This window comes from Planococcus sp. VCh962, from assembly GCF_057748275.1.
In genome coordinates this window covers 1-26,942 of sequence record NZ_JBYLHS010000017.1, presented here as the reverse complement: position 1 = coordinate 26,942, position 26,942 = coordinate 1, and the positions used below count along the sequence as shown (strand labels likewise).

Below are 26,942 nucleotides of genomic sequence, written 5' to 3'. Positions count from 1 at the left end.
TCAGTACGTTGCTTCGGCCGTTTTGCGCGGCCGTCGCTAATTTGTTGACGTTTTGCTGTTCAGTTTTCAAGGTTCATTGTGCGCTGCGTTCAAACAGCAACTTTATTAGAATACCTCAACTCAATTGCGATGTCAATAACTTTCGTTATTTTTTTTCATTAAGTTTTTAATGAATTTACCTCGAGTTGTTTTGAGGACATTTACTAATATATCAGAGGTTGTATTTGAAGTCAACGCTTTCAACAGAAATAATAAAAAAATATTATTTCGTTTACATTTCTTATTATAACAGAATATTCTAAAAATAAAATTACAAAGGTGTTACAAATTTGAAAGGGAATATTTCCTTTACATTGAATCTTCTTTCCAATCTATTTTCATTTCCTTCCTGCCCCACTAATTCTTATTACGTCACCCTTTCTCAATGTTTTTATTTCTTTTCTTCTATATAAGGAGCCTTCTCTATTTCTAAAACTTTAGTAATGAAGAAAGCAAATCCAAGCTGTTTGAATTTTTCCTTCTATATAAAAGACTTCTGCCTTATAACTTCTTTCCATGTTAAAAATCCTCATATGAAATATATCCTTTTAAACTTTCTTCCATACAAAAAAAGTCCGCCGAAAATCTTCGGCGGACTTACGCTTAAGCAATAAATACGAAATAGAGAATAAAAATAACAAACAACCCGTACATGATCGGGTGCACTTGCTTCCACTTACCAGCAGTGATCATCGTAATTGGATAGAAGATAAAACCAATAGCAATACCAGTTGCAATACTGTAGCCAAGCGGCATCGCGATCATAGTTAAGAAAGCAGGAACAGCAATTTCAAATTTCGACCAATCGATTCTTCCTAGAGCGGAAACCATAAGCACTCCCACAATAATTAAAGCAGGGGCAGTAACGGCACTCGTAATCACTTCAAGGAGAGGATAAAACAAAATAGAAATTAAAAATAATAACCCCGTCACTACGGAAGCAAACCCAGATCTTGCTCCTGCAGCTACTCCTGCACTTGATTCAATATAAGAAGTTGTAGTTGATGTCCCAAAGATTGCGCCACTTACTGTAGCAACTGCATCAGCCAGCAATGCTCTACCGGCACGCGGAAGTTTATCATCTTTGATCAATCGTGCTTGTGTCGCTACCGCCACTAAAGTTCCAGCAGTATCAAAGAAGTCCACGAAAAGAAATGTTAAAACGATAACAAGGAATTCAATGTTCACCAATGAACCGAAATCATTGATGATGGGTTCGAAAGCTACTCCAAACGTTGGAGCCATACTAGGAATATTGAAATCGACAATTGCTTTGGGCAAGTCAACGACTTGGAAAATCATGCCCACTACAGCCGCAATCAGCATACCGAAGAAAATCCCGCCCTTAACTCGACGGACCATAAGAATTACAGTAACGACCAAACCGAAAATGGCCAGCAAGGTTGAAGGTGTTGATAAATCTCCTAAGCCAACCATTGTCGCTTCATTGGCGACAATAACTCCTGAATTTTGAAGACCAATAAACGTGATATAAAGTCCGATACCGGCTCCAACCGCTAACTTCAAGTCGTTAGGAATTGCATTGATAATCCGCTCACGCAACCCAGACAAAGAAAGTACGATAAAAATAAGACCCGAAAACAAAACTCCAGTCAAAGCGGTTTGCCATGATACACCGTAAGTCAAAATAACTGTATAAGCAAAAAAAGCATTTAAACCCATACCGGGAGCTAAAGCTATAGGATATCTGGCGACGATCCCCATCATTAAACATCCTACTGCAGCTGCCAGAGCCGTAGCCATAAATACGGAGCCGTAATCCATGTACATTTCAGCAGGCAAATCTGGCACAGAGCTTAAAGTCAGCGTCAATGGATTGACCACTAATATATAAGCCATGGCCAGAAATGTTGTTAAGCCACCGATTATTTCACGGCGATAATTTGTTCCCAGCTCTTCGAACTGAAAATACTTCTTCATAATGTTTTCCTCCGCGTGTCGTCGCGATAATGCATAAAACAAAAAACGCATACAGCTTTATGCCGTATGCGCTCGATTTATCCTTTCAAAGCAAATAGCCTTGAAACTAGTCCTGCTTCTTGAAAGAGGACAAAAATCGTAGTCGAGTCATTTACGGTAACTCGGTAGAAACTTTCGGGCCATATCCCCGACATTATACGACAACGTTATTTAATTCCTATCGTAATATAACATGGTTTATTACTTCAAACAAGACTAAACACGAACAATTATTAAAATAAAGTGAACAAAGTTCGTCAAATAAAAAAGCTGTACTCCTTATATGGAGTACAGCTGCTTCAATTTATTCCCACTCAATAGTTGCAGGCGGCTTGCTCGTAATGTCATACAGTACGCGGTTGATGTGTGATACTTCGTTGACCAATCGGACGCTGATTTTCTCTAGCACATCCCAAGGGATGCGTGCCCAATCCGAAGTCATGCCATCAATAGAAGTTACTGCACGGATTCCGATCGCATAATCGTACGTACGGGCATCTCCCATTACACCAACACTGCGGATATCAGGAAGTACCGTAAAGTATTGCCAGATATCACGGTCAAGGCCGGCTTTACTGATTTCTTCCCGCAAAATCCAGTCAGATTCACGGACGATTTCCAGTTTTTCTTCTGTTACAGCGCCCATAATACGAATGCCGAGACCTGGGCCCGGGAACGGCTGGCGCCAAACGATTTCATCCGGCATACCAAGTTCAGTTCCGAGAACCCGTACTTCATCTTTAAATAAAGTGTTTAACGGCTCAATTAGTTTGAATTGCATATCTTCAGGAAGTCCACCAACGTTATGGTGTGATTTGATTGTTTGAGCTGTAGTTGTTCCACTTTCAATAATATCAGTATAAAGTGTTCCTTGCGCCAAGAAGTCCATGCCTTCAAGTTTTGATGCTTCATCATCAAATACATAAATAAATTCGTTGCCGATAATTTTCCGTTTTTGTTCCGGATCAGTTACGCCAGCTAATTTTTTCATAAACCGTTCACGTGCATCAATTTTGATGACGTTCATGTGGAAGCCGTCAGCGAAAGTTTTCATTACGCTTTCCGCTTCCCCTTTGCGCAGAAGACCATGATCAACGAACATACAAGTCAGTTGATCTCCGATTGCTTTATGGATCAGCACTGCAACAACAGAAGAATCTACACCGCCACTAAGTGCACAAAGAACTTTTTTGTCGCCTACTTCTTCCCGGATTTTTTCGATTTCAAGTTCGATGTAATTTTCCATTGACCAATCATCTGTCATACCGCATACCTCAAAGACAAATTGGCGCAACAATTCATTTCCGTAAATAGAATGACGTACTTCCGGGTGGAATTGAACTCCGTAAAAGCCGCGGGATTCATCTGCCATTGAAGCAATTGGACATCCTGCACTTGTACCGATTACATCAAATCCAGGAGGCGCTGCAGTTACCAGGTCCCCGTGGCTCATCCACACGATTTGTTCTTCCGGCAAACCTTTAAATACCGTGCTTTCTTTGATCAGTTTCAGTTCCGCTTTGCCATACTCCCGGTTTTGGGCTTTTTCTACCTTGCCGTTCAAATGCAGCGCCATTAATTGCATGCCGTAGCAAATCCCTAAAATAGGCAATCCCATTTCAAAAATTGCGTCATCTACTGAAAAAGCATTTTTATCGTAAACGGAGTTTGGTCCGCCTGAGAAGATAATCCCTGTCGCATTCATTTCTTTGATTTCTTCAGCAGTTATGGTGTGAGGATGCAATTCACTATAAACTCCAATTTCACGAATACGCCGTGTAATCAATTGGTTGTACTGGCTTCCAAAATCCAAAACTACAATTTTCTTTTGCTCTTTTAACATCGGACTTGCTGGCACACTCTTCACCTCTTCTATTCAATTCAGGCCTCAAAAAACAAAAGAACGCGAAAATACTCCTCGCGTTCTTTTGCTCTACATCAAAAAGGCGAATGCACATGTCAAGGCATGCGTCATCCACCTTCATAGTCAAGTCATTTCCGGGGACTTGGTAGAGACATCTGGTCCATATTACCAGACATATATGAGGGCACCTGTAACTTTAATTTTCTCAATTGTACAAGGTAGCCCGGCCAAAATCAACCGGTTGTTTGTTTGATTAAATTTTCCCAACTTTCCTGCAATTCACGCCATTCAATGGCTTCTGCGTGACCACCATAGATTGACTGCTCATAAGCATTCGTTAAACGGGTCATATCTTTGGTACCGAAAAACGTATCGATGTAAGAGGCATAAGACCTTAAGGTTTGGCCTTCTCTTCTTTTGATGCCATACAAATCAAGCTGTTTCAACAGCCGCAAATACGCTTTTTCGAAAGTGTGAGTCCCGCCGCGGCGAAGCCGGTAATAAGGAATCAGCACAATTGGCAGCCATTTTTGGCGAACTTTATAAAATATTGCTGCCAGCAAGGCAAGTCCGATGAACCCCCAGCCAATCTCACTTCGGTTTTCATCTAAAAATGCGCTAAAGCGGCTCCATACCGATGGTCCCGCATTCCCTGAAGCAGCTGCTTCATCTTCTGCTCCTTCGGGTTTAGGCGGTTCAGGACGATCCGGCATTTCGTGTTCATCCCGCTCTGCCGCATCTACTTCCACATCAAATTCCACAGCTGAAGAACCAGTAAAACCAATGGTCGGTTCAAATAACATCCAACCGACACCTGGCATATATGCTTCTACCCAGGAATGGGCGTTATTATTGGTGATTTGATAAATATCATTTTCACCGTCTGTCTCCAGCAATTCCCCTTCGTTAAAGCCTTTAACCCAACGCGCCGGAATATCAAGAGAACGGAGCATGACAACCATTGACGTGGAAAAGTTATCGCAATATCCTCTTTTCGTTTCGAATAAAAATTGATCCACGTAGTCCTGATCTTCTGCAGGAACCGGAATATCCTGCTGGCTGTATTCAAATCCCGCGTTGCTGAAGTATCTTTCAATATCCCGTGTCTTGTCATAAATTGTGGGTGAGCTTGCCGTTATTTCTTCCGCCAAATCCCGGACCCTTTGCGGCAATTCTGCCGGCAGCTGCAAATAGCGGTCGAATTCAGGAGGCAATTCTGCCAAATCGGCTTCTGACGTTTCGCGCAATGCCGTTAAACTGAAAGTAGGTTCACTATAAGTAATTTCATAAACTTCCGGCTCAAAAACATCACCTTGCCGATACGTTTCTATTCGCTGATCAGCCGTGTTGTACTGATAATCCATTTCTGTATCCATCACGATTGATTCTGTGCCATAGGGATACAAGACAAATGGAAACTCTTGATTCATTGACAGCAAGGCGGTATCTTGTTCTTCCGGATCGCCAGGAGTAAAATCAGTGGCAATAAAGTCCCCGTTTTCATAAAGAAAGGAATCTCCCACGTTTTCCGTCAGTTCCCAGCCTTTTGTTGTATAAATATCTTTTGTTTCCACCTTCCAATACTGGCCATTTGCAACTTCCGCTCGGAATACCGGAGAACTGTCCCCGATAAAAGAGCCGCCTAATTGCGAATCATTTACACCATACCCGATCCTTCCGACTGTATTGCCCGGCCCGCTTCCCGCTTGGCTTGATAGAGACGTAATATATGGAACCGGGTCTGGCCAAACCGGCCCGGATTTCGGTAAATACAATGCGAATGCAGTAGATGCCGCAATCATGACAAAAAGAGGGATGATGAAAACTGCAATTTTATCATTGCTTAACTCAATACGATGCCGTTCAGTCCATCTTGCCAAATGCAGAAGCCCGGCTAGCAATAAGCCAATGACCATAATACGGATAATTGCGGTATTTCCAGTATATGGGCTGAACGTATCCAAGACGGCAATAAAAATAACTGTCAATAAGTAAAACAAGAAAATGCTCAAGCGGAAGCTCACCCAATAGTGAATTAAATAAACAGCCATCCACAGCAAAGCAAAAAATAAAATTGTTCTGAAAATGTCAGTAGTCTGTGCCCAATTTTGTGAAAACAAGGCACTTATGTTAATTTCCAAATCCTGCCATACAAAAGCAATTGCATCCCAAGTAAAAAATAATTCGCCAGTATACACATAGATGATGAACCACAATATATAAATCAACTTCAAAGGTCCTGAAATCCACCAATCCACTTTCAATAATGCCATCAGCAATCCCATGCCAATAAACATTAAAAATAACGGCTTATGGGCGGTGGCTGTCAATGTCATGACTGGCGTCAGCCATTCAGCCAACAAGAAGAAAACCAATACGTATAAACCAGTCATAAACCATATATTTTTTCGAATGGAAGTCATTTGCCGTTCACCTCCGTGAATACCGATGCAAAATTCTCAGGGCTGACTCGCTTGATGATAAATCCTTTGGAACGGGCAAATTGATGAGCCATCTCCTCTTTCGGAGAAGGTCGTTCTCCTTTGTTCGTGACTATCAGGCACATACATGTGTTTAAATGTTTTACATTGCGTTGAATAACTTTCACCATATCAATCGTTAAATTACTTGTTACATACAGCAAGCTCGAAGCTTGGATTTTTTGCAAATCCCGATTCGCTGCTTCTTCAGCCGGCTTTTCCAAATCGGCTTGCACTTTTGTCAAATGATACATAATACGGTGCAAATGTTCTTCTGTCTGGATTACCGGAAAATAATTACGCGTCTCTCCCACTGATAAATAGGCAACGCTTGAATTGGCTCGAACGATAGCCTGAAGAATTGAAGCCACTAATTCAACTTGCATTTCAAATTTATCTGAAGGAACCCGGTCATCCATTAAAAATAAGTCTTGTGACTGCCGATCTTCAAACTCTTTTGTTCTCATCGTTTGAGTCCGGGCAAAAGATTTCCAATGAATCCATGAAACCCGGTCACCGGGATGGTAATCCCGGATTCCTGTTGCCATGGTCGTATCTTTCACCAATGTAAAAGGAGCAGCCATTGAACCGTGGTCGTATTTAGACTCCATCGGCCGATAAGCCATTTCGACTGTATTGGGATAAACAAGCACTTTTTGCTGCAACGGCACCAGTCTAGTTTTGCGAACCCAGCCGAAGAAATCTGCAATTTCTATTTGAACTCCTTCGAGGATATGTTCTCCCCGAGGCATATGTTCAATTTCATAAGTCCAGGAATAGCTTTTCTGAAATCCAGGTACAAGCATCTTTTGATGATTTCCAACAGTTCTTTTTTTTAAGGCTGGTGAATTAGTCTTTTCTGTAAGAACTGTATAAAGCAAAGGGAACCTGATTTTTCGGCGAATATGAATGGTCGCAGAAAAATTGCCTCCTTTTCGAACTTGGGCAGTGTGAATTTCACGGGAAAGTTCTATATCTTGTAAAGGATAAAAAGTCAATGAAATTGAATAGAGTGCAAAAGGCAACGCCATATAAAAAATGAACCAGCTTACAAACCCGCCTTGAAACATTGCAAACGAGAATGCAAACAAGAGGATGGCAAGAACAAAAAGCAGCCTCCCCCATAAATTTAAGAATTCTACCGCTTTGCTCATTGGCCAACTAGCCTCTGTACCGGCACCCTTGTCTTCGCCATAATTCTGTCCGTAATTTCTTCTGCAGTAACCCCGTCATATCGGGCCTCAGAACGAAGCATGATCCGGTGGCCAAAGACGAATTTCGCTAAATGCTGCACATCGTCCGGCGTGACAAAGTCCCTTCCCCTCAACATTGCATAGGCCTGTGATGCTTTCATGAGAGCAATCGACCCTCGCGGACTAACCCCTAGATAGACATATGGATCAATCCGAGTTTGCCTGGCCAGATCCACAATATAGCTCCGGATTGTTTCGTCTACTCTGATTAGCTTTACTTCTTCCTGCAGTTTCAGCAATTCTTCAAGCGACATAACTGAATTTAAATCGTCAATCGGAGCAGAAACTTGTGAACGGCTTAAAACTTCCATTTCTTCCCGAGAAGTCGGATAACCAATTTTAATTTTCAAGAGAAACCGATCCAGCTGTGCTTCTGGCAACGGATACGTACCTTCATATTCAATGGGATTTTGAGTTGCCATTACAAAAAAAGGTTTAGGGATATGCATTGTGACGCCATCAATCGTGACGGAAGCTTCTTCCATTGCTTCTAATAGGGAGGATTGCGTTTTAGGGGAAGTCCGGTTTATTTCATCGGCCAATACAATATTGCCCATAATCGGCCCTGGTCTAAAATGGAATTCCATATCTTTCGGATTGTAAATGGAAACGCCTATAACATCAGATGGGAGCAGGTCAGGAGTGAATTGAATTCTTTTGAAATCCGCGCCAATCGATTTCGCCAGCGCTCTTACCAGCATCGTTTTCCCAACACCGGGCACGTCTTCAAGCAAAACATGACCTTGTGACAGCATGGCTACTATGCTTAACTCCGCAATATTCCGCTTGCCGATGATTACTTTTTCTATATTGTCAATCACATTATTTAAACGATCTTTCGCGCTCATCCTGATTCCCCCAGTATATATGATGAAGTTTTTCAAATTGTCGAAATCTTAACATAAGCATAACGAATTTAAGTAAATTTCTCAACTGTCCATTACTTTCCAAAGGACTTTTTCCACAAATAAAAACAGAGCTTAGCAAGCTAAACTCTGTTTGTCCAATTTATTTCCAAAAATCGTCAAATATTGTGATTGGCAAATGCCGTTTATGTTGGGAACGCCAATAATAGCCTTCCAGCTTTTCCTGCGCATCTTCCGGAATTTTTTTACCTTCCAAATAATCGTCAATCATGTCATATGTTAATCCCAATGCCACTTCATCTGGAATAGCCGGCTTGTCTTCCTCTAAATCTGCAGTTGGAATTTTCATATACAAATGCTCCGGCGCACCCAGCTCTTTCAGCATGGCTCGCCCTTGCCTCTTGTTTAAACGGAATAACGGTGTGATATCTGCAGCCCCGTCTCCGAACTTGGTATAGAATCCGGTAATTGCTTCAGCGGCGTGATCTGTTCCTAAAACGACTGCATTGTGCATAGCCGCAATTGAAAATTGAACTTTCATCCGTTCACGCGCTTTCTCATTTCCTTTAGCAAAGTCCGTCAATACAATACCCGCTGCATCAAGTGCCCGCTTGCTGGCATCAACGGCTTCTTTGATATTAACCGTATAAACTTTAGTCGGATTAATAAAATCGATGGCATCTTGCGCGTCATGCTCATCAAATTGCTCTCCATAAGGCAGCCGAACAGCGTAGAAGCCGTATTTTTCTTCGCCCGCTTCCTTATTAAGCTCATCAACTGCTATTTGTGCCAATTTACCCGCCAAAGTAGAATCTTGTCCACCAGAAATCCCTAGTACATATCCCTTTAAAAAGGAGTGATGTGCCAAGTATTCTTTCAAAAATGAAACGGTCCGACCAATCTCTTCTTTTGGATTTATGGAAGGCCGAACCTTAAGTTCTTCAATGATTTTGTTTTGCAATTCTGTCATCAATACTCCCCCTTATTTCCTGGTAAGCTGTTGGATCATATCTTTCACTTCTTGGATATTGCGCATTTTGTTGTCCCAGCATTTTTGGCTTAAATCTACCGGATATTCTTCAGGATTCAGTGAACGCTTGTATTCATCCCAAAGCAACTCCAGATTCCGAGCCGCAAATTGCTGCATTTCCTGTACAGAGGGATTTTCATAGATAACTTCTCCATCCTTGACCACTTGCTGATGGATATTCACTGCGTCAAAATTGGAAACAAATTTCGAAACGTAGGTATGGACAGGATGGAACATTTTCAGATGATCTTCTTCGGCCGGATTCTCATCATGCAATGTAATATAATCCCCCTCTGATTTCCCATTTTCCCTATCTATAATCCGATAAACGTTTTTCATTCCAGGAGTTGTAACTTTTTCCGCATTGCCGGAAATTTTAATGGTATCTTCCATTTCTCCGTTTTCATTCTCAATGGCCACAATTTTATAAACTGCACCAAGCGCCGGCTGATCGTATGCAGTAATCAGTTTCGTCCCGATCCCCCATGAATCCACTCTGGCTCCTTGTGCTTTTAAGTTTAGAATGGTGTATTCATCCAAATCATTCGAAACCACAATTTTCGCTTCCGGGAAACCTGCTTCATCCAGCATTTTCCGCGCTTCTTTCGACAAAAACGCAATATCACCGCTGTCTAGCCGGATTCCTTGGAAATTAATCTGGTCCCCCAATTCTTTTGCTACACGAATGGCAGTCGGAACACCCGATTTTAACGTATCGTAAGTATCTACTAAAAACACACAATCCTTATGGCGTTTCGCATACGAATGGAATGCTTCATATTCATCTTTATACGCTTGGACCATCGAATGGGCATGGGTACCTGCAACAGGAATGCCGAAAAGTTTTCCGGCACGCACATTGCTCGTCGCTTCAAGACCGCCGATAAATGCAGCGCGTGTGCCCCAAATAGCGGCATCCATTTCCTGTGCCCGTCTCGTGCCAAATTCCATAACCCGCTGCTCTTTGACTATTTGTTTGATGCGGCTCGCTTTTGTGGCAATCAAGGTTTGGTAATTAACAATATTTAAAAGTGCCGTTTCGATTAATTGAGCTTCAACTAATGGCGCTTCAATTCGCATCAGCGGTTCATTTTGAAAAACCAGTTCGCCTTCAAGAACAGAGTAAACATCGCCAGTAAAACGGACTGTCCGCAAATATTCGATAAAGTCCTCTTTATACCCCACTTCTTCTTGAAGATAAGCAAGGTCACTTTCTGAAAAACGGAAATCTCTCAAGTAATCCAGTACACGCTCCAAACCGGCGAAAATGGCATACCCATTGCCGAATGGAAGCTTCCGGAAGAAAAGTTCAAATACTGCTTTCCGTTCATGCATTCCATCTGCCCAGTAGGATTCGGACATATTGATCTGATACAAATCGGTATGTAAGACTAAACTGTCATCTGAATAATTTTTCTTCATATGAATCTCCTTCTCACTATCGTTGTTTCATTTATTATACCCTAATAGACAAATTTCAATTAATTAAAAACCAGATTAACAAATAGGTTGACGGACCATCAAAATTATGAGATACTAGTTCAGTTAACAAAGAGGTAACGGATATATTTTGATAATCTGGCATTCTACAATAATGTTTTTGAGAATACTTATTCACACTGGCGCGATTTGAGGATCGCAAGGACGTAAAAGAAGGTAGGGTTTACGTTGCTTAAGTTAGAAAGCACCCAGTGGAACTATGACCGCGGCACTGAAAGAAATTCTTTTCAATGGAAATGATTCCCCCGATACAACGGGTTGAAAAATTGAGTCAAAAATAAATAATGTTACCTTGCAAAATCAAAGGGATGCTCTCAACTCGGGAGCATCCCTTTTCCAATTGTCTTCTATTTAATTTTTTACAGCTGTAGTTGCTGCAGTGGTTTCTTCTCTGTTCAAATAATCCGTTACGGCTCCTTTTGAAGAGCAAGTCACGTTATGCGCATACTTGCCGAGAACTCCTTTTTTATGCAAAGGAGGTGCAATCCATGCTTGACGGCGTTCTTCCAGTTCAGCGTCCGATACATCCATCGTAATTTCCTGTGTTTCTGAATCGATGGTTACGATGTCGCCTTCTTTCAGCAAAGCAATCGGCCCGCCAACTTGCGCTTCCGGTGCAATATGGCCGACGACCAGTCCATGCGTTCCGCCAGAGAAACGGCCATCTGTCAGCAGCGCAACTTTTTCGTCCATTCCTTTGCCGACAAGAATACCTGAGATCGACAGCATTTCCGGCATTCCCGGTCCACCCTTTGGCCCAACATAACGAATGACTAAAACATCGCCGTCGTTGATTTGATCTGCCATAACAGCTGCAGTCGCTTCCGGCTCATTGTCAAAGACGCGTGCCGGACCCGAATGGCGCTTCACTTTTACGCCTGACATTTTCGCGACTGCTCCTCGTGGCGACAAATTCCCTTTTAAAACGATCAATGGTCCGTCTTTTCGCTTCGGATTATCGAGCGGCATGATTACTTGCTGCCCTTCCAGCAAATCAGGTGCCTCTTTTAAGTTTTCCGCCACCGTTTTACCCGTGACAGTCATGCAATCGCCGTGGATATATCCTGCTTCGAAAAGCATTTTCATCACTGCTTGTACACCGCCTACACGGTGCAAGTCCTGCATGACGTATTTTCCGCTCGGTTTTAAATCAGCGATATGCGGCACGTTTTTTTGAATCCGATCAAAGTCGTCGATCGTCAAATCGACTTCAGCGGCATGGGCAATCGCCAGTAAGTGCAGAATGGCGTTCGTAGAACCGCCAAGCGCCATGACGACAGTAATTGCATTTTCAAACGCTTCTTTGGTCATGATGTCTTTTGGATAAATGCCTTGTTCGAGAAGATTGTATACCGCTGCTCCAGCAGCTTCACAATCCGCCAGTTTCCCTTCTGTTTCAGCCGGATTGGATGAACTGCCCGGCAAGCTCATGCCCATCGCTTCAGCGGCAGACGCCATGGTATTTGCCGTGTACATCCCTCCACAAGAACCGGCTCCTGGACAAGCAGCACATTCGATTTTCCGAAGAGCGCCATCGTCGATTGTTCCGGCGTTGTGCTGGCCGACCCCTTCGAATACTGACACAATGTCGATATCCTGTCCGTTGTTTCTTCCCGGAGCAATCGTTCCGCCATAAACAAATACAGCGGGCACTTCTGAATTCGCGATAGCAATCAAACAGCCTGGAATGTTTTTATCGCATCCGCCGATCGCTACAAGTCCATCGAGGCTCTCCGCCCCTACAACCGTTTCAATTGAATCTGCAATTACATCACGGCTCGAAAGGGAATACTTCATCCCTTCCGTTCCCATTGAAATTCCATCTGAAACTGTGATTGTGTTAAAAATCATCGGCTTTCCGCCAGCTTCTGCTGCACCTTTTTTTGCGCTGACTGCCAAATCGTGAATATGTATATTACAAGGAGTGACTTCGCTCCATGTACTCGCAACGCCAATTTGTGGTTTTGTAAAATCATCATCCGAAAAACCTACTGCTCGGAGCATCGCCCGGTTCGGTGCTTTCATAGACCCTTCAAACACTTTACTGTTGATACGCAAATCTTTTTTCATAAGACATCTATCCTTTCTTTTAACTCATTATAGAGTAATATTAACGCAATTCAATGAATTAAAAATATTATTAGCTTAAAAATTTATATTTGTCAAAAAACTTTCACATGTAAGCATTTACATTTCAAATTATTTTCTTAAATAATCTTGCAAACTTAATGAATACTAGTTAGCGGTGCTGCACATGTTTTTTCCGTATTTCCAAGCGGATTTTTTAGCTATAGAGAAATGTAAAAGCAACAAAAATTTTTCGGGAAATGTTATACTTGCCGAAAATGCTTTTAATTCAAGGTTTTATTCGCCATGAATTAAATGGGAGATGGTCACTTGTTAATCAGAAAAGCGCATGATAATGAGTATGAAATGATTAAAAACCAACGGATTTCTTCATATACTCCTTACAGAAATGCAATCCCGGAAGGCCATTGGAATGTATTGAAAGGCACTTTGTCATCAGAAAATGCAAAAGAATCAGGAGCTGAAATATATGTTTCTGAAATAGAGGGGAAAATTGCAGGCAGCGTCGTTTTATTTCCGGCTAAAACAAAAGCTTATGAGTGGGATTCACAAACCCTGGAATATCCTGAAATCCGCATGCTTGCCGTAGACGCTGACTTTAGAAGCAAAGGAATTGGAAAAGCGCTAGTCCGGCATTGCATAAAACGGGCAGAAGAAGAAGGCTCTCCATTCGTCGGTTTGCATACGGCAAACTTCATGGAAAATGCCATGCGATTATATGAAAACTTAGGATTCAAACGTGTTCCTTCCCTTGACTTTGAACCCATGGACGACGGCATTATAGTCAAGGCATTCCGGCTTGACTTGAACTCATAAAAAAAACAGTTTCTGCGAGATGCAGAAACTGTTTTCAGGCTGTCGAGAAACTCTTGACAGCCTTTTCTCATTTCGCTCCAGGGCGGACGCTTTTCGCGGGGTGCGGCCTAAGCCTCCTCACTCGCTGGCGAAAACCGTGTGCTCCTGCATCGCTTCGCTGCTTCGTCGCAAAGACTTGGCCTCGCAGGCTTCGGCTAATGTCTTGCCTGCGGGGCAGCGTAAGCGACGAGACAGCCGAGACCTTGCAACGCTTTTTCATGTCTCGAAGCTAGCGCAGCGATGCAGAGACAGGAACGCAGCGACGAAGCGGCTTGGCGCTCGCCCGCGGCAAGCGCAGCTGTTTGGCGGAATATCGGTTAAGGGATGATGCCTAATTCAAGTTTCGGATTTCTCAATAAACTGTTTTCTAATTCATTAAAGAATATCTTCGGATATCTCTATATTTAATTTCTTGCTTTTTCCCACATTGCCTCTATTTGTTCAGCTGTGCATGGCCGGCTAAAATAGTATCCTTGTCCAATCACCTGAAATCCCTGAAGAATCGCCACTTGTTCTTTTGTTTCAATTCCTTCAACAATGATTTCAGTATGCAAACTTTTTCCAACTCCAATTATAGCGGTAAGGATCGAAAAGTTGCGGCGGTTGCTTATCACATCATCGATCAGTGATTTATCTATTTTCAGCGTATCTATTTCTACATTTTTTATGACATTCAATGACGAATAGCCGGCACCAAAATCGTCAATGGCAACTTTAACGCCTAACGCTTTAATGTCTTCGATCACTTTTGATGCTTCTTCAATGTTCAGCATGACACTTTCTGTTATCTCAATCGCGAAATCAGTTGGGTTTATCTCGTATTCTGAAAGCACCTCTTGTATTTTCCGGCTGAGTGCCGGATCTCTGAATTGCCGCGCCGAAACATTAACAGAAACTTTTATTCGCGGGAACCCTGCTTTTTCCCAGTCCTTGATCTGCCGGCACGCTTCCTTAATGACCCATTCGCCAATCGGCAAAATTAGCCCGGTCTCTTCTGCAATAGGAATAAATTCAGCTGGCGATACAAATCCGTATGGAGAATTCCAGCGGATGAGTGCCTCGATCCCAACCATATCCCTTTTCTGTAAATCAATCTGCGGCTGATAGTACAGTTGAAATTCTTCTTTTTCAACGGCTTTTCTTAAAGCACTTTCCAATTGAAGTTTGCGTGTCACTTTATCGTTCAAATGTTGAGTGAAGAACTGATAATTATTTTTCCCCTTTTCTTTCGCTGAATACATTGCGAAATCCGCTTGCCTTATTAATGATTCTTCATCACTTGTGCACACATTTTGTATACTGATGCCAATGCTGATCGTTATGGTCAATTCATGGTCCATTAGATAAACCGGCTGATTCATCACTCGCAGAATTTTTTGTGCCAACCGATTAATATAGTCTTCCTCAACCCCTTCAAGCACCATAACAAACTCATCTCCACCATAGCGCGAAATGTGGTCATTCGGACGAAGGCATGACTTGAGCCGACCAGCTACTTCTTTTAAGAACAAGTCACCTCCGTAATGGCCAAGCAAATCGTTGATTCCTTTAAAATCATCAAAATCGACAATCATAATCGCAACAGAGTTCATCTGTTTTTTTGCTCGCTCCACTACTGAAACGAGGTTTTCATAAAACCAATGCCGGTTCGGCAATCCGGTTAATTGATCTGTAAAAGCCAATTGACGAATTTTCTCCTGCGTTTCTTTTTTCTCCGTCACATCTCGGACAATCGCAAAAGCTCCGTCTACTTTCCCTTGTTTACTGATGGGAACAGCATTGACTTCAACTTCAATTAAAGCACCTGTTTTATCGTTCAGCTTTGTTTCAAGATGAAGAGATTGGCCGGCTTTAACACTTGAGAAGGCTCTGTACACCCCATCCAAGTCAGCGGCGACAAGAGAAATCGGGTTTAGCTGGCTCAGTTCACCAATGGAAAAACGGGTAAGTTCGGCAGCTTTTTCGTTGGCATTCCGATAAGCGCCATGTAAATCTATCTCAAATACAGCATCAAGGTTATGAGCAAACAACGACCGATATTTTTCCTCGTTCTCTTCTAATAATCGAAGCGCTTTTTTTTCATTCGAAATATTTTTAATGATCCCATAGACACCCGTAATTTCACCATCCACATAAATAGGCAAATTTGTGATGTTCAAATGGAGAGTATTACCATTTTTATGGATTCCGAGTATTTCATAATTCAGCGGTTTTCCTTCAAGAGCCTTCATGAATTTAGCGTTTGTCATTTCTAAATAATCCGGATGGATAATAGGATGGAAAGACATTTTTAAGAGCTCCGCTTTTGAAAACCCCAACAGTTCTTCCGTCGCTTGATTGACGCTTGTTAAATTGCCTAACCGATCTTTTGAATAAACACCATCTGGATGATGTTCGAACAGGGACCGGTACCGCTGTTGGCTGTCTTCCAGTTCTCTTCTGACTCTTTTTTGTTCGGTAATGTCTCTTAACACAAGTTGCATAGCAGGTTTACCTTCGAATTCCATCTGTACACCCGTAACTTCAACGTCCATTAAAAAGCCAGCTGGAGTCAAAAGTTGCTGCTCTTCCGGTCTGACTTTGATTCCCTCTGAAATTAGCGCAATGCGTTCTTCAGCACTTTCTCGAAGTCCTTCCGGAATAAATTCAAAAATGGATTTTCCAATCACTTCTTTTTCGTCAACTACTTGAATCATTTTTAAGCATGCTTCATTTGCAAAAACAAGTTTCCCTTCACTCTGCACCATGATCGGTTCAGGAGACAATTCAACTAAACGGCGAAAGCGGGATTCGCTTTCCTTCATTTTTAAAAACAGATGTTTCTCTGCTTGTAACTTACGGTAATCGAGCATTGCAAAAAGCAGAAAAGCAAACAGTAAAACCATCATGATGATTATACTGATAGAGGTCAATACAAAATTGGCTTTACTCAATCCCGGTACTGCTTGGGTTAGTGGAATGATGATGATGGCATTCATTGCCACATAATGCATCAACGAGAGAGCTAAGCCTAAAATAATCGAGCATAGCACTCTGCGAATAACGGAATTGACTAATTTCTCTATATCTAAAAAAATCTTAATGGCAATGATAGAAAAAATAATCGAAACCAATAAAGAGAGAACCAGAAAAACTGAGTGAAACTCAAACTTTATCTGCCCTTCAATTGCCCTTATAGCTGCAAAATGTCCGAGAATAATTCCAAAAGCAAAAAAGAAGCCGCTGGCAATCATTTTAATCTTACTTAACGTTCCTGAATACAGGCAATAGAAAACAGCAGCCGATGATGCTACGGAAATGAAAAATGAACCTAGCAGCAAATAGGGATTGTAGGTTATTAAATTATTATAATAAAACGCCAGCATACCGATAAAATGGATAGAGAAAATCCCCATTCCAAATGCGAAAGAACTCACCAAAATCCATCTCTTCCTACCCAATGGGCTGGCAGAAAGGATTTTCCCAATCAGCACCAGTGTAATATAAGAGGAAATCATCGCGATAAATATAGAAAGAATAATTAAAAACGGACTTAATGACTCAGGCAAAATTCAATTCATCTCCCAATTACACTCAAGAATGTAAGTAAGTATACCCTACATTATTCAAAAATTAACATAAGTTTATTACTTTTCGTCTTTCCCAATTCCTTTAAACGGATTTTCCCACTCCATTAATAAACCAAAATCATGTGATTCGGCGTCTTTCAGATAATTGGGCACCAAGCACACTGGAGTACGTCCGCAACGAAGCAAGAAAGTGATAACTGGATCTTTTAAATTGCCGCTGACTATCTGGTGTATATATTGTTCCGGCGTCAACTCGTTCGCATAGCGATGGTATCCCGGCATTCGCCCTCCACCAAGCAAACGTTCCAATTTGAACTGGACAACATGTTCATACATCGATTGCATAAGCAGTTTTCCTAAATCCAGTTTACGAAACGAAGGTTTAACGCATAAATCGGCGATATACAAAGTATTTCCTTCAGGCTGGTGGTTGCCTATAGAACCATTGTCAGTGATTTCCTCCCACGTATGCTGCGGATGAAGCGGATCGAAATCTACCAATAAGCTCGTAATAGAACCTGCGATTTCTCCGTTTACTTCAACACATAATGCACCTTCCGGAAAATTTTCTATATGGCTTTTTAGTTGATCCATTGTCCACCATAAGTCAGCCGGAAAAGGAGGCGGAAAACTTTCTCGCTGCACTTCAATCAGACCTTCAAAATCCTCTTCTTGATAATTTCTGACAGTGGCCAGTATTGGCTTGCCGTCCAGGAAAACGTATTGCTGCTTTCGATACATCAATGTCCCATCCCTTCCGTAGATATTCTTCTATTATATATAAAAAACCTTCCAGCATATCAGCTGAAAAGTTTTAAACGGTTGATACCCTCCTTTAAAGCGGAGGCAAGATATGCGGTGCCGATAAAAGAGCCGGATTTCCTCCAAGAGCTTGTACAGCTCCAAATTGGCCAGAATCCAGCAATGCGCTAAATGGCATTGAAACCCCTGCGATGAACCCAGCTGTTACTAACGAAGCGATTAATGTTTTACTGAATTTCATAATAATTCACCACCGGTCTGATTGTAATAAGAACGAAAGAAATTTGCTTTCTCCCACTCTTTGTTTCTTTGGTAATATTCAAAGAGTTCTGCCACAGCTTTTTTTCCTTCTTTTATATAACCATTCTTTCTGAAAAACGGAAACATTGTTTCTTCGCAATAGGTCCAAAGGTCCCCTTGGGAAAAGCTTCGTTTTTCGAAGTAGTTAGCGTATATCCTAAAATATTCATCTGATGGATCTGATGCTAGTTCCCTGAGTTCTGTTATAAGCTCTTCTGGATTAGAAGGTATTTCTATAGCAACTTCTAATGCACTGACCAGTATAGCTTTATAAAAGTAAGTGTCTTTGGGCACTTTTTCTTTTAATTGCTGCAGCAGTTCAGAGGCCAGCTGATACTCTCCTTTTTGTTTTAGCAATTCTACAAAGTTATAAAGTGTCTGATCGTATAACTCCTTTTGCCCTGTCAAATGCGAATTCCGTTTCAGCACTTCATATATGCCTGCCGCCTGGACCAGCAGATTTCTTCTAGTATAGTTGATGGCCAGCAACAGCTGAGCATGGAGCAGCCGGATGTAATTATGGTGCAACTGATAATACTGGACTGCCATTTCAGCATAGTAAGCGGAACTTTCAAAACGGTCATGCAAAATGAGCAAGCGAGCTTTCTGATAATAATACTCCCCTTCAAATTTTTGCGGAATGCTTTGAATCCCTTTGTCCAAGTCTTCCAGGAAGCGAAGAGAAGTCTCGGTTTTATTTAGCATAGTGTAATAAAGCGATTGAAAAAATTGATACAGCCATTTTTCCGGAGCAGTAAAAGAGCCTGCCAGTCTTTCAAGCAATCTTTTTTGGCTATCGGCCAATGCTTGGTTGTTTTGATAAATATAAAAGCGGAACTTGTACAGTTCATATTGATTTACTAAATCGGTTGATTGGATATAATCGTTTTCCTGCTCCAACTGATTGTACTGCTCATGCATATTGGTGAGGTCGTAATGCAGAGCGCAATCAATGAATTCACCGAGCTGCCGTTCCAATCGATTGTATTTGTTGATTTCTTTTTCCCACTGGACGCCCATTTTGAGCAACAAAGCTTCTATTGTAGATTCATGAGGAGTATACGTATTGGATTCAATTTTACTCAAATGTGAAATAGAGCAAATGCCGTCTGCCAGCTGGGACTGTGTAAGACTATTTTTCGTACGGTAATATTTAATGACAGATCCGATATTCATAAGCTCACCTCTATTATTTGAATAAAAAAATTTTAACATAAAAAAACAATTCCAGCTTTAACTGGAATTGTTTTTTTGTTAGCGCACTCGGGCAAACCCGAATCCTGATGCGTGGTCATCCCCATATCCGGCACCAATACCCGAAAGGATATCGTTCGCTTTCGCTCGGTTCTGCAATTCCGCTCTCAATTGTGTGTTGCTGGCAGCAGAATTTGTTGCCCAAATTTTCGCTGCTAACCCCGCTACATGAGGCGTTGCCATGGAAGTTCCGCTAATCGTCGAGTAGCCGCCTGTATACCAAGTAGAGTAGATTGAAGCTCCAGGTGCTGAGATTTCGACATCGCCTTTGTTAATGAAATAATCGCCATCAGTCGTGCTATAACCGCGTGAAGAGAAGTCCGCCACACGGTAAGTACCGTTTTGAATAAAATTTTCAAGCGCCGCAACTGCTACAGCGTTTTGCAGGGCACCTGGATAACCGATTGAACCTTGGTAAGGGCCGGAGTTGCCGGCTGCTGCTACAATCAGCACGCCTTTGCCGTATGCATAGTTTACTGCATTCGTAATCAAACTGCTTTCAGTGGATGAGCCGAGTGACATGTTAATGACTACTTTGGCATTCAATGAAGCCGCTTGATCCGCTGCATGGCGAATTGCTGTTGCAATGTCGTCTGAATACCCTGATCCATTATCGCCTAATACTTTATAAGCCCATAAGTCTGCAGCGGGTGCTACTCCGTAAACTCCTGCTCCTGTACCGCCATTAGCTAAAGCTGAACCAGCGACATGGGTTCCGTGCCCTTGCCGGTCAACACACGATCCGTTAACGATGCTTGACGCCGCTGTAAAATCTTTGCACTGTTCAACATTATTCTTCAAATCTGAATGGTTTACATTGACTCCTGTATCCAAAACAGCAATGTTGATTCCGGCCCCTCCGGAAGTACTTGTTAAAGTGCCGTCATTATAAATTGCTTTAATTCCCCATGGAACAGACTGGGATGCAGCCATGGCAGCGTATGCTGCTTCAGGTTTAGAAGAGCTTTCTTCAATGGTGAGTTCAGGTACTTTTTCAACAGATAAGTTTTTATTTTTTTGCAGTGCTTCAAATTGTTTTTGATTCATATCAGTAGTGAAACCTTCTGAATTGAAATCCCATCGAATGCCATATTTTCCTTTGGCATTTTTCAATTCTTTTTGATTTGCTGAATCGATCAGGACACGAAATGTTTCGTTGGCATTGCTTTGCACCTGGGCAGCCTCTCCATTTGCACTGACACCCATTGCCGGTACAAGCAAAGTCGCTGTCAGCATAATTGATGTGAATAATTTTGACGTTCTTTTCATCGTTCTATCCCCTTTTCCGTTCAGTTTCAGCATTCAAGAAACATGCAGCGTCCTGCAGTCACTATACGCTCTTGTCTTGCAAGAGCCATGCCTCACCTTAAAATTAACAGAAAAATCAGGATAGCGTAATTGGGGAAATTTAAACTATTTTATAGAAATTATTAGGAAACAGGTAGATTTAAATGGGTATAATTACTTATAATTTCCAGTCCACCACAATAAAGCCACCCTTTAACAGAGTGGCTTTAAATCGGCTCTATGAGGTTTTCTTTTCATTTTTTTAATTGATACAACCGGGCTTCATAAGGCCGCAATTTATTGGTGTCTTCCGTTCCATAATTGTCGAGCAGCAATGTTGCTCCATCTGGTGCCCTCCAGTGAAGTGGGTCATCTTTGTGATTGGATACTACCAGCATTTTTGCTGTTTCATCTTCTCTTGTATAGGCATAAACACAGGAATATGGAGTTTCAAATAGTTTATACGTTCCGTAGATTAAAACTTCTTTTTCTTTTCGCAAAGCAATCATGCGTTTATAAATGTTGAGGACCGATAAAGGATCATGGAGCTGGGTTTCCACGTTCAGCCAGGTGTAATTCGGGTTCAATTTGAGCCACGGGACTGCAGTCGAAAAACCTGCAAAATCATCGCCATGCCATTGCATCGGTGTTCGTGAATGATCCCGGCTGCTCATTTTAATCATTTCCATGATGGTATCATGGTCCATTCCTTCCGCTTTTTTATAGCGATATAAGTTCAAGGTCTTTACATCATCGTATAAGATAATGTCATGAAAAGGGGCATTCGTCATTCCGATTTCCTGGCCTTGGTAGATAAAAGGAGTTCCTTGCATGAAAAAATACATAAAGGCGATGGAGGTCGCACTTTCACGCCAGTATACTTTATCATCCCCCCAAGTTGAAACAATTCGGGAACGGTCATGATTTTCAACGTAAAGCGCATTCCATGCTATTCCTTCCGCAGCTTCTTGCCAGCGGGTCAAAACATCTCTAAGGGCATCTATATTAACACCGCATGGTTCATCCAACTTTCTGAGATACCAGGTTTCAAATTGAAACAGCATATTCATTACGCCTTGCTCTTCACCTATCCACTCTTCCAATTCATCCGTGGTCACTCCATTTGCTTCTCCGACTGTCATTACGTCGTATTTGGCGAACGTTTCATCCCGCAGTTCCACTAAAAAATCAAGGATCCCTTCGACATCGGTCATCTTCTCCCAAGCCGGAACGTAATCCTTGCCGTCAGGATTCGGCATGTCTGTATAATCTTTTTTGATATGGCTGATGGCGTCTATGCGAAAACCATCTATTCCTTTATCAAGCCACCAATTGGTCATTTCATATAATGCCTGTCGGAGTTCCTTGTTTTCCCAATTCACGTCCGGCTGCTTTTCCGCGTACAAGTGCAGATAATACTGCCGTGTTCTTTCATCGAATGCCCATGCCGGACCACTGAAAATACTTTCCCAATTGGTCGGTTTATCACGCCAGACATACCAATCACGTTTGGGATTTTCTGTTGATGAACGGGACTCGATAAACCAGGGATGTTCATCACTAGTATGGTTAAGTACCAGGTCGATAACCAGTTTCATGCCGCGAGCATGGACTTCAGCCAGCAAGCGATCAAAATCCTCCATCGTTCCCATCACTTCCATAATGTCCTGGTAATCACTGATATCATAACCATTGTCTATATTCGGCGATTTGTACATCGGACAAATCCAGATCACATCGATTCCCAATTCATCCAAGTAATCCAGTTTTTCGGTGACACCATTCAAATCACCGATGCCGTCCCCGTTTGAGTCCTTGAAACTCCGGGGGTATACTTGATAGACAACCGCCTCTTTCCACCATGTTTTCTTCAAGATCAGCGCCCCCTTATATCTTTGATCAGATTAAGATTGTCATACTACGCTGGAATCAAACAGATTTTTAAATTTCCATCTTTCACCTTTCCGCTCCTTCTAACAGCAATGCCGCGCCTAAAACGCCCGCTTCATTGCCAAATTCAGCCACTTTCACTGTCAGAGGATTTAAAAGCAATGGCTCAAGCTGCCGCATGAATGGCTCCCACCACAGAGGTGCAGCTTCTGATACACCGCCGCCAATTACGACAACTTCCATATCGAAAATGGCTTGCAGAGAACTGATGCCTTGTGCCAAATCAGCAGTAAATTCTTTTACAAGCTGCATGGCTCGTGGTTCAGTAGCAGCAAGACCAAATAGTTCATGTGAACTGATTGTAAGGCCTGCTTCTTTGATGCGCCGATTAAGGGCAGTGCCTGATACGTATTGCTCATAGCAGCCACGCCGGCCGCACGGGCATAAGACACCGTTTGGATATAAAATCATATGGCCAATCTCGGCGGCACCGCCGTGCGGCCCTCCGCTTAACAGCTTGCCATCCCAGATGATGCCGCCTCCAAGGCCCGTTCCAAGCGTCAAACAAACGACACGGCTGCTGCCTCTTGCTGCTCCAATTTTGGCTTCTGCCAGAGCCGCACAATTTGCATCGTTATCCACTTCGACTCTTTTTCCAGTGGCTTGCTCCAACTGCTTTTTCAAATCAGTCCCTGTCCATCCCGGCAGAATATCAGTGGCGTAAATCACTTTTCCATTGCTTGGGTCCACGAAACCATGTGTCCCGATGCCAATTGCGTCTACTTCCGGATGAAGCTTGATAATCCGCAGAATCTGCTCTTCCAGATAAGGATACAGCGGAATTTTTGTCGGCACAGTTTCATCAAATGACAGTGCTCCCTGTTGTCCAACAATAGCCAGCCTAATTTTTGTTCCCCCGATATCCACACCTAATACATTATTCATTTTCTTCCCCTTTTCCTGTATGCTGATTATTTCTATAGCTGTTAAAGCCGTTTTACTGTTTCATTTAATTCATATGGCCATTTCCAATCACTGATATGCACAGCGTCGGTCACGTGCTCTGGCTTGCTGGCTCCGACAATTGCTGAAGTGACCGCGGGCTGATTCAAAATCCAGGCTAATGAAAATTGAGAAAGATTTACACCTTGCTCTTCTGCCATTTGTTTGTATTTCGCAATACGTTCAAAATTTGCATCCGTGAAATAATGCTGGATTAATTGCTCTCCTTTTGCGGCCCGGCTTTCTTCCGGCAGCTCCCCTCTTGAGGAGTACTTGCCAGACAACATGCCACGTGCCATCGGACTGTAAACCAATAACCCCATTCTTTCAGACAGGCAGAAAGGAATCACTTCCTGCTCCAGCTCCCTCGACAGCAGATTATACTGCGATTGAGACGAGATGAAATGCTCAAGCCCATGGAAATTACTAAGACCGTTTGCTTTTGCCATTTGCCATGCTGCGTAATTTGAACAGCCGATATACCGGACTTTCCCTTGTTTTACTAATTCAGTAAGCGCCGAAAGCGTCTCTTCCAGCGGAGTGCGTCTGTCAAATCGATGAACTTGATACAGATCGATATAATCCGTTCTGAGCCGCTTCAAGGAATTTTCAACTTCTCTCATGATATGGAATCTCGACAAACCAGCATCATTGACGTATTGCCCGACCGGCAGACCGACTTTTGTCGCCAAAACGATTTTGTCCCGTCTGCCTTTCAAGTGGCGGCCAATAATATCTTCCGATTCACCCGTCCCATATTTAAATGCTTCATCTTGCCCTTTGCCATAAAAATTAGCAGTGTCTATCAAATTAATGCCGGCATCAATGGCCCGGTCTAAAATTTCTGCAGAAGCTTTTTCATCTATCCATCGGCCAAATGCCATCGTTCCAAGACTAAGGTTCGAGATGCGCAAACCCGATCGCCCTAAATTTGAATACTTCATTGTAATCCCCCTAGTATTCATATTTCATCATGCAAAATACCTTTCCCTTTTTATTCGCTGCTTTGTTCAGGAATCCCTTCAATACCGCTTGTTTTCAATCATTCAATATAATAACAATTACAAGAAAAATTCTATATACTTGAATTAACAGAATTTTCATTAAAGGAGGAGCACAATGATCAGCGATTGGTTGAATTCTTCGCAATATACAGTAGTTTTTACAGGTGCAGGCATGTCAACGGAAAGCGGTCTGCCCGACTTCCGTTCCGCCAACCAAGGTGTTTAGCAGCAAAAGGATCCGAGTAAGGTGGCAAGCGTTGAAGCATTGAGCAACAATGTGGAAGAGTTCATGGATTTTTACCGTAATCGAGTGATTGGGATCAAGGAATACGGTCCGCATAAAGGGCATCGCCTGCTGGCAGAATGGGGAAAACGGGGATTCGTCAAATCGATTATTACGCAAAATGTGGATGGCTTTCACCAGCAAGCGGGCAGTGAACGAGTTGCTGAACTGCATGGCACGCTGCAGACGGTTTTCTGCAATTCCTGCGGTAAAGTATTCAACAGCGAAAAGTTTGCAAACGGTATATATCAATGCACAAATTGTGGAGGATACTTGCGTCCTTCTGTTGTGCTGTTCGGTGAAATGCTGCCGGAAGAACCGTTTAATATGGCGTTCGAAGAAGCAGCTCGTGCCGAATTATTTATCGTTCTCGGTTCCTCTCTCAGTGTCACCCCCGCCAATCAGTTTCCGCTCATTGCTAAAGAAAATGGCGCACGGCTTGTGATAGTCAATCAGGATGAAACAGCTTTTGACCACTTCGCTGATGAAGTCATCCATGACCGGAAAATCGGAGACGTATTGGCGGAATGGGACGGCCAGTTGAAATGAAAAGCGGATGAAAAACAAAAACAGAACGGAGGCAAGCTATGACCACTTTGAATTATGAATTGATTGATGTTTTTACGAGCCGGCCTTTTGGTGGAAATCAGTTGGCGGTGTTCCACGAAGAAACTGAACTGCCAGCAGAAACGATGCAGAAAATTGCCCGTGAACTTAACCTTTCCGAGACAGTATTCATCCGTCCGTCCAACAATCCGGAACACCAAAAAAGTCTGCGGATCTTCACCCCGAAAGTAGAACTTCCGATGGCGGGGCATCCTACAGTCGGCGCTGCTTTTGTTTTAGCAAGTAAAGGAATCATTCCAACTGAAGCGGGCACAAATGAATGGATTTTGGAAGAGCAAATAGGCGAGATTCCCGTAACGGTTTATAAAGAAGGTACGGATATCACAAAAGTCGAGATGACACAGCCGCTCCCTGTCTTTGGCAGCCATTTTCAAAAACCCGGCCTTGTTGCCGATTTGCTGTCTCTTTCGCCGAAAGATTTGGATCATCGCTTCCCCATTCAATCCGTTTCATCAGGAATCCCCTTTTTATTCATTCCTGTCCGTTCTTTAGAAGCCATGAAAGAAATCAATTTCCGCGTTGATATTTGGGAAAGACAGTTTAGCCAAAATCAATACACCCAGCATATTTTCGTTTTCACGATGCAAACCGAGGAAAAGCAATCAACTGTCCACAGCCGGATGTTCGCTCCGGCAATGGGGATTCAGGAAGACCCGGCAACTGGGGCAGCAAGCGGACCATTAGGTGCTTATCTTGTAGAGCATGGATTGATTTCTCCCGCAAAGGATGGCATCTACTTGATTCGCAGTGAACAAGGATTTGAAATTAAAAGACCCAGTTATATTGATATCATTATTACCAAAAATGGCAGTAAAATCTCCGAAGTAAAAATTGGCGGACAATCCGTTGCGATGGGAAAAGGCCAAATTATTCTCGATGTCTGATTATCTCTTCACTTAGCCAATACAAACAAAAAAAGCCGTTTTTCAGTTTTGGTAGTGCACCCCAAAAGTTAGAGTCCAAATCTAACTTTTGGGGTGTTTTTTATATGGCAAAATATAGTGAAGGT

General features: G+C 42.5%; 18 protein-coding genes, 1 pseudogene and 2 riboswitches. Of the genes and pseudogenes, 3 read left to right on the top strand and 16 right to left on the bottom strand.

Annotation, left to right across the window (positions count from 1 at the left end; translation table 11 throughout):
* Window positions 1-642 precede the first annotated feature (642 nt).
* The 8 genes from AC3AQ9_RS20435 to ilvD all read right to left on the bottom strand — a co-directional run bounded on the left by AC3AQ9_RS20435 (window position 643) and on the right by ilvD (window position 13,082).
* Window positions 643-1,980: an NCS2 family permease gene (locus AC3AQ9_RS20435; protein WP_488309316.1), complete on the bottom strand. Its 1,338-nt coding sequence runs from the start codon at window positions 1,978-1,980 to the stop codon at window positions 643-645.
* Between the two features lie 119 nt (window positions 1,981-2,099).
* A riboswitch (purine riboswitch) is annotated at window positions 2,100-2,201 on the bottom strand.
* A 122-nt stretch (window positions 2,202-2,323) separates the two neighbouring features.
* Window positions 2,324-3,862: a glutamine-hydrolyzing GMP synthase gene (gene guaA, locus AC3AQ9_RS20430; protein WP_488309317.1), complete on the bottom strand. Its 1,539-nt coding sequence runs from the start codon at window positions 3,860-3,862 to the stop codon at window positions 2,324-2,326.
* A 121-nt stretch (window positions 3,863-3,983) separates the two neighbouring features.
* Window positions 3,984-4,085, bottom strand: a riboswitch (purine riboswitch).
* Between the two features lie 31 nt (window positions 4,086-4,116).
* Window positions 4,117-6,306 (bottom strand): transglutaminase domain-containing protein, encoded by a 2,190-nt coding sequence (locus AC3AQ9_RS20425; protein WP_488309315.1) that lies wholly within the window; start codon window positions 6,304-6,306, stop codon window positions 4,117-4,119.
* Window positions 6,303-7,517, bottom strand: coding sequence for a DUF58 domain-containing protein (locus AC3AQ9_RS20420; RefSeq protein ID WP_488309314.1), 1,215 nt, complete (start codon window positions 7,515-7,517; stop codon window positions 6,303-6,305). Before AC3AQ9_RS20420 ends, AC3AQ9_RS20425 begins: the two co-directional genes overlap by 4 nt.
* Window positions 7,514-8,464 carry an AAA family ATPase gene (locus tag AC3AQ9_RS20415; protein WP_488309313.1) on the bottom strand — a complete coding sequence of 317 codons (951 nt, stop codon included), beginning with the start codon at window positions 8,462-8,464 and terminating at the stop codon, window positions 7,514-7,516. The genes AC3AQ9_RS20420 and AC3AQ9_RS20415 overlap by 4 nt, the downstream gene beginning before the upstream one ends.
* A gap of 160 nt (window positions 8,465-8,624) precedes the next feature.
* Window positions 8,625-9,452 carry an NAD(+) synthase gene (gene nadE / locus AC3AQ9_RS20410; RefSeq protein ID WP_488309312.1) on the bottom strand — a complete coding sequence of 276 codons (828 nt, stop codon included), beginning with the start codon at window positions 9,450-9,452 and terminating at the stop codon, window positions 8,625-8,627.
* A gap of 12 nt (window positions 9,453-9,464) precedes the next feature.
* Window positions 9,465-10,934: a nicotinate phosphoribosyltransferase gene (locus AC3AQ9_RS20405; RefSeq protein WP_488309311.1), complete on the bottom strand. Its 1,470-nt coding sequence runs from the start codon at window positions 10,932-10,934 to the stop codon at window positions 9,465-9,467.
* 429 nt (window positions 10,935-11,363) lie between these two features.
* Entirely contained in the window at window positions 11,364-13,082 is a 1,719-nt protein-coding gene (gene ilvD / locus AC3AQ9_RS20400; RefSeq protein ID WP_488309310.1) for a dihydroxy-acid dehydratase, read from the bottom strand.
* 327 nt (window positions 13,083-13,409) lie between these two features.
* Between ilvD and AC3AQ9_RS20395 the strand changes: the two genes are divergently transcribed.
* The gene (locus AC3AQ9_RS20395; protein ID WP_488309309.1) at window positions 13,410-13,916 is read left to right on the top strand and encodes a GNAT family N-acetyltransferase; all 507 of its coding nucleotides are present in this window, start codon (window positions 13,410-13,412) and stop codon (window positions 13,914-13,916) included.
* 443 nt (window positions 13,917-14,359) lie between these two features.
* On the opposite strand, the gene AC3AQ9_RS20390 is transcribed toward AC3AQ9_RS20395, so the two are convergent.
* The 8 genes from AC3AQ9_RS20390 to AC3AQ9_RS20355 all read right to left on the bottom strand — a co-directional run bounded on the left by AC3AQ9_RS20390 (window position 14,360) and on the right by AC3AQ9_RS20355 (window position 24,963).
* Window positions 14,360-17,503 (bottom strand): bifunctional diguanylate cyclase/phosphodiesterase, encoded by a 3,144-nt coding sequence (locus tag AC3AQ9_RS20390; protein ID WP_488309308.1) that lies wholly within the window; start codon window positions 17,501-17,503, stop codon window positions 14,360-14,362.
* Between the two features lie 78 nt (window positions 17,504-17,581).
* Window positions 17,582-18,265, bottom strand: coding sequence for a GNAT family N-acetyltransferase (locus AC3AQ9_RS20385; RefSeq protein ID WP_488309307.1), 684 nt, complete (start codon window positions 18,263-18,265; stop codon window positions 17,582-17,584).
* A 94-nt stretch (window positions 18,266-18,359) separates the two neighbouring features.
* The gene (locus tag AC3AQ9_RS20380; protein ID WP_488309306.1) at window positions 18,360-18,527 is read right to left on the bottom strand and encodes a hypothetical protein; all 168 of its coding nucleotides are present in this window, start codon (window positions 18,525-18,527) and stop codon (window positions 18,360-18,362) included.
* Window positions 18,524-19,762, bottom strand: coding sequence for a helix-turn-helix domain-containing protein (locus tag AC3AQ9_RS20375; RefSeq protein ID WP_488309305.1), 1,239 nt, complete (start codon window positions 19,760-19,762; stop codon window positions 18,524-18,526). The genes AC3AQ9_RS20380 and AC3AQ9_RS20375 overlap by 4 nt, the downstream gene beginning before the upstream one ends.
* Before the next feature lie 78 nt (window positions 19,763-19,840).
* Window positions 19,841-21,109 (bottom strand): S8 family peptidase, encoded by a 1,269-nt coding sequence (locus tag AC3AQ9_RS20370; RefSeq protein ID WP_488309304.1) that lies wholly within the window; start codon window positions 21,107-21,109, stop codon window positions 19,841-19,843.
* A gap of 272 nt (window positions 21,110-21,381) precedes the next feature.
* Window positions 21,382-23,001 carry a glycoside hydrolase family 13 protein gene (locus tag AC3AQ9_RS20365; RefSeq protein WP_488309303.1) on the bottom strand — a complete coding sequence of 540 codons (1,620 nt, stop codon included), beginning with the start codon at window positions 22,999-23,001 and terminating at the stop codon, window positions 21,382-21,384.
* 82 nt (window positions 23,002-23,083) lie between these two features.
* Entirely contained in the window at window positions 23,084-23,962 is an 879-nt protein-coding gene (locus AC3AQ9_RS20360; RefSeq protein ID WP_488309302.1) for an ROK family protein, read from the bottom strand.
* A gap of 41 nt (window positions 23,963-24,003) precedes the next feature.
* Window positions 24,004-24,963 (bottom strand): aldo/keto reductase, encoded by a 960-nt coding sequence (locus AC3AQ9_RS20355; protein ID WP_488309301.1) that lies wholly within the window; start codon window positions 24,961-24,963, stop codon window positions 24,004-24,006.
* Window positions 24,964-25,138: 175 nt separating this feature from the next.
* Here AC3AQ9_RS20355 and AC3AQ9_RS20350 point away from each other — a divergent pair.
* Window positions 25,139-25,855: pseudogene (locus tag AC3AQ9_RS20350) on the top strand (NAD-dependent deacylase).
* 38 nt (window positions 25,856-25,893) lie between these two features.
* A complete protein-coding gene (locus tag AC3AQ9_RS20345; RefSeq protein WP_488309300.1) occupies window positions 25,894-26,817 on the top strand; it encodes a PhzF family phenazine biosynthesis protein in 924 nt (307 codons plus the stop codon).
* Window positions 26,818-26,942 lie beyond the last annotated feature (125 nt).